The sequence below is a fragment of the Pseudooceanicola aestuariicola genome, assembly GCF_045763785.1.
Lineage (GTDB): Bacteria > Pseudomonadota > Alphaproteobacteria > Rhodobacterales > Rhodobacteraceae > Pseudooceanicola.
In genome coordinates this window covers 1-2,911 of the sequence record NZ_JBJGSF010000019.1, presented here as the reverse complement: position 1 = coordinate 2,911, position 2,911 = coordinate 1, and the positions used below count along the sequence as shown (strand labels likewise).

General features: G+C 57.4%; 2 protein-coding genes. Both read left to right on the top strand.

Annotated features, from left to right (window positions below):
- Nucleotides 1-437: 437 nt before the first annotated feature.
- A complete protein-coding gene (locus ACI3GR_RS20070) occupies nucleotides 438-2,315 on the top strand; it encodes a DEAD/DEAH box helicase family protein (protein WP_407497033.1) in 1,878 nt (625 codons plus the stop codon).
- Nucleotides 2,316-2,444: 129 nt separating this feature from the next.
- Complete coding sequence (locus ACI3GR_RS20065) at nucleotides 2,445-2,702, top strand: hypothetical protein (protein ID WP_407497032.1); 258 nt, start codon at nucleotides 2,445-2,447, stop codon at nucleotides 2,700-2,702.
- Nucleotides 2,703-2,911: the final 209 nt, after the last annotated feature.

Below are 2,911 nucleotides of genomic sequence, written 5' to 3'. Positions count from 1 at the left end.
ACCTTGGTTTCACTTGCAGCGACTGACAGTTTTCGCCCCTTAGCTTCAAGGAGAACATCGCTGAGCCAAACATCAGACGATTGTTGGCGTCCTGCTTCGTGGTGTGTCTTCTGCTCACGTCTGACGGGTACACTTTCGATAACGTTTAGAATGTAGTGGTTACTGGGTCTTAGGTTGTTGCTGGATACTTAAGTGGCCACGCTCACCTCCGCCTATGCGACCGCATCATGGAAGGCCGTGACCATTTTAGTGCCACCATTCCACGAACCAAAAACTTCTGCTGATAAGCTGGACTTGATGGTGACCTGATCGGCCTCCTCGTTGTGAGGAGATCGCTGATCCACGACCTCCAATAGAAAGACCCATATACAATGACCTCAACGTGTAACGCGTCTGGGCTGTCTCTTCCTGCGTCTCATCTTCTGATGGGTACGACTATGGAGACTACCTATACCGATAACATACCCCCCAAGACCTCCTCCTCGACCTGTCTCGTCGACAAGACCCTGTACTCGGTCCACGCCGAGTTGAAGCAGTATGGCCTAACCCTGACTGACAAGATGAAGGAGGGTCTTCGTAGCCTAGCTACAGCTATGGCCTCTATGGCCGACGGTACATTGCCGCCTCAGGTCCACCTAGCCTCCCTCGACCCCGGTCTTGGTAAGACCACGATGACGAAGCACTTCCTGCAACATCTCCTGAGGTCGCCCAACTACCAGGACGTCTCGGTCTTGGTCTGTGTGTCTCGTCTTGGCGAGGTCGAGAAGCTGTACAATGAGCTTGATGTCGACCCTCAGCAGGTTGCGGTCCTTGTCGGGAAGGACGCGGTCGAGGTGGCCTCTCTGAGTGATGTCGCTCCGAGTGAGGCTCGTATCCTGATCACGACCCAACAGATGATCAAGCATCGCTGTCGGGGTGGTCGCTTCAGGGACGCCATGGCCTTCCACTATCGAGGGCAGCCGAGGCAGGTCCTTATCTGGGATGAGGCCTTCCTTCCCGGCGAAGAGATCGCTGTGTCGCATGGCCATCTGGGAGGTCTTGTCTCCGCCGCGATGTCTTGCAGATGTGAAGCTTTGGCTGAGGCTATCCAAGGGCTACAGAACAGCCTTGGGGACACCCAATCCGGCAAGCTCCTCCGTGTGCCCGATATGGCAGAGTTGGGAGGTCGTCAGGCGTGGTCGGCACTCAACCTGATCGCCAAGCAAGACTCGGCCTACAGCGAGGATGTACGGAGCGTCGCCGGGGCCATCATGAGCTTTGCGGGAGGGCGGGTCAGAGTCCGCGCCCAAGGCCAAGTCAAGACGATGCTCGACTACCGAGACACAATCCCCAATGACCTCGCCCCCATGGTCGTCCTCGATGCCTCCGGCAGGTGCCGCCACACCTACAGGCTCATGGAGAAGCACAGAGGCTGCCTCGTCCGCCTCAAAGAGGTTTGCAAGGACTATGGCAACCTTACGATCAACCTATGGAAGCGCGGAGGTGGCAGGCATTCGTTTGAGCGAGACGAAGCCAAAGAGATGGTGCGCAGCGTCGCCCAAGCTGTCCTTGGAAGATCTGAAGAGGAATGGTTGATCATTCACCACAAGGATCGGTCGAAGCCTACCTTCCGAGAGGAGCTAGCAGAGTTCCTGAGTGAAGACGTAATGCGTCGTGTCCATCTCATACACTGGGGCGACCACCACGGAACTAATGCCTTCGCGCACGTCAGCAACGTGATCCTTGCTGGAACGTACTTCCTGCCAGAGGCCACTTACGAGAGCCGATATCGGATGGCAGCGGGGTTCAGTGAGGAGGACAGGGTGCCTCTGGCGGCAAGGAGAGCGCTGGAGCGAGGTGAGGCGGCTGATGCGATTCTGCAGGCTCTATGCCGTGGCTGCGTTCGCGGGGTCGGTCCGGATGGTCGCTGCAAGCCATGTAACGCCTACATCATCGCGTCGCAGCGGTCTGGTATCCCAAAGCTCCTCCCCGATCTCTTCCCCGGATGCCAGCTGCGGTCATGGAAGCCGCTGCCCAACAAGCTAAAGGGCAATGTGAAGAAGGTCATCGACTACTTGGACGAAGTTCTCTGGCGTGACGGCGACCTCTTAGAGTTCATCCCTTACAAGCAGTTGATGCAGGCTGTCGGAATCGCGAACCGAACAAACTTCCGGAAGACGGTCACCTACAAGGCTGAGTTCCAAGAGGCCATCGCCGAACGGGGCCTTGAAGAAGCTGAAGCTGTCATCGGCGGGAAGAAGCACAAGGGCCTCCAGTGGATTGTGTCTGCCTTCCCTCCAGACCCCGACGCAGAAACTGCCTACACCCCGGACTAATTACGGCGCAAATATCTGAGCGCCTTCCAATACGTACCGAAACCGTCGCTTCCCCCCATGGGGTTCGAAAGGGGGGGGCGGCTCCACCATCACAACAGACACAACACACGTTCGAGAAAGAAACGACACATGCTCATCGAGACAAGAATGAAGACCACGACGCCAATGACCGAGGAAGTCCAAACCCTGCTACGGCAGAAGACGCCCTCACTGGTCAACGAGGTCTACCGAGAAGAAGACGGCGACACCGTGGTCGTAGCAACCAAGGATCACGCAGGGCAGCTCCTAGAAGCGAATAGGGTCGCCCTCAACGAGCTGCCATTCATGCTCACCATCATCGGCCTCGCCTTCGCGGGCCCGGACAAGACCCTGATGCAAGGGAGCTGACAACAAAGAAGGAGGTGGCGGGGCGTAGCAGTGGGTCTCCGTCGCTTCTGCCGCGCAAAGCCTCAGCCGTAGACCACAGCGTAGACCATCTGGTGCCTGTTGACCCAAGGACGTACCTTCAGCTACCCCTTGTTCTACTGGAGCTACAAGCTGTGGCGATGCCTGCAACGGGACCACAACCCAAACACCAACCGTGTGGGGGCACCATT

Bases quoted from the DNA above. Each gene is read 5' to 3' on its own strand.
- ACI3GR_RS20070 (WP_407497033.1), top strand. From the start codon at position 438: ATGGAGACTACCTATACCGATAACATACCCCCCAAGACCTCCTCCTCG.
- ACI3GR_RS20065 (WP_407497032.1), top strand. From the start codon at position 2,445: ATGCTCATCGAGACAAGAATGAAGACCACGACGCCAATGACCGAGGAA.